The following is a 1374-nucleotide window of genomic DNA, read 5'->3' on the forward strand; positions in this document are numbered from 1 at the left end:
ACGCCAATCGAGTTCACAAGGGCTTTGGTCAAGTAGCAGACACCTTGGAATCGTACTTCGATTAAAAAACAGTTAAAGAATCAATTAGCCGGAAAGATTTATTTACACAAAAGAATTGACAGTCTCTTTTTGTGGGTTTAAAAAAATATCTAGAATATAATTGTGGCATAATATGGAACAATAATTTAAACGAAAGAGGTATATCAGATGATTTTAGAAGAATTTGACCCTAATCGACAGGCTATTATTAATCCACAAGACTTACACAAACCGATTGAAGGATTTCCCAAAGTAGTCATATCGTGCTTTTCAAGAGTAACTTTTGCGCGCCTACTTGAGAATTACGAACATGACGAAATTACAAGAACATCTATGGCTAACTTTGAAGTCATTGTCTATGGGATTACTATTGGAGAGCAACAGATTGCTGTCTTTAATGCGCCAGTTGGGGCTGCTTCCTGTGTGGGAATTATAGAGGATTTGATTCAATTTGGGATGGAAAAACTCGTTCTCTTTGGGACTTGTGGGGTTTTGAACCAAGATATTGAGGCGACCTCCATCATCATTCCAACATCCGCCCTTAGAGACGAGGGGACTAGTTATCACTATCTTCCAGCAAGTGATGAAGTGGAAGTGAACAAGGGAATCCTTCCTCTCTTCCAATCTTTTCTGGATAGTCACAAGATTTCGTATCAAAAAGGAAAAGTTTGGACGACCGATGCTCCCTATCGGGAAACCATCGGCAAGATGAAGCGTCGAAAGGAATCAGGAGCTATCTGCGTCGATATGGAGTGCTCTGCCGTGGCGGCATTAGCAGCCTTTAGGGGCTTTGAACTCTGCCATTTCTTCTACGCGGCGGACCACCTCTCGGAAGAAAAATGGGATATCAGAACCTTATCTAGTCATTCGGACTTAGATAGTAAGGACCGAATCGCAGACTTGGCAATCCAATTTGCACTCTTTTGGGAAAAGGCTGACTAACTTAAACTTCCCACACCAAAAAGAACTATGAAGCCTTGAAAACTCAATAGTTTAACCAGTAAATATTCAATTATGCTGCTAGTGATGGCGATATAGCCTCTTGCATGTACTTCGGGAGGCGGGAAATGAAAGCTTTGGTGAACCTTTCCATCTGCTCTTCTGTCAGTTGGAAGATCTCTTTCACGCTCTCGAACATGGCTTCCACCAGGATCTGAAGGGAGTGATGGAAAGTAATGTCCGCAAGCTCGTCTATCATGCAGTAAAAGAGCTCGCCTATTGTCCTATCATCTTCATCATCTCGCTTCTCAACTGACATGAACATGTAGCGCAGAAAGACAAAAGCTGTATGGGCAGTCAATGCATCATATGAAAGACCATGGTATTCAGTGCCAA

The 1374-nt window shown here is 42.0% G+C and carries 1 protein-coding gene and 1 pseudogene; one reads left to right on the plus strand and one right to left on the minus strand.

What is annotated here, in order from left to right:
- Window positions 1–207: 207 nt before the first annotated feature.
- Entirely contained in the window at window positions 208–981 is a 774-nt protein-coding gene (locus FYJ62_RS10495) for a nucleoside phosphorylase (RefSeq protein ID WP_154549575.1), read from the plus strand.
- Between the two features lie 70 nt (window positions 982–1051).
- On the opposite strand, the pseudogene FYJ62_RS10500 reads toward FYJ62_RS10495, so the two are convergent.
- Window positions 1052–1374: pseudogene (locus FYJ62_RS10500) on the minus strand (IS4 family transposase); the annotation flags it as partial.

The organism is Lactobacillus porci, from assembly GCF_009695985.1.
Taxonomy (GTDB): domain Bacteria; phylum Bacillota; class Bacilli; order Lactobacillales; family Lactobacillaceae; genus Lactobacillus; species Lactobacillus absianus.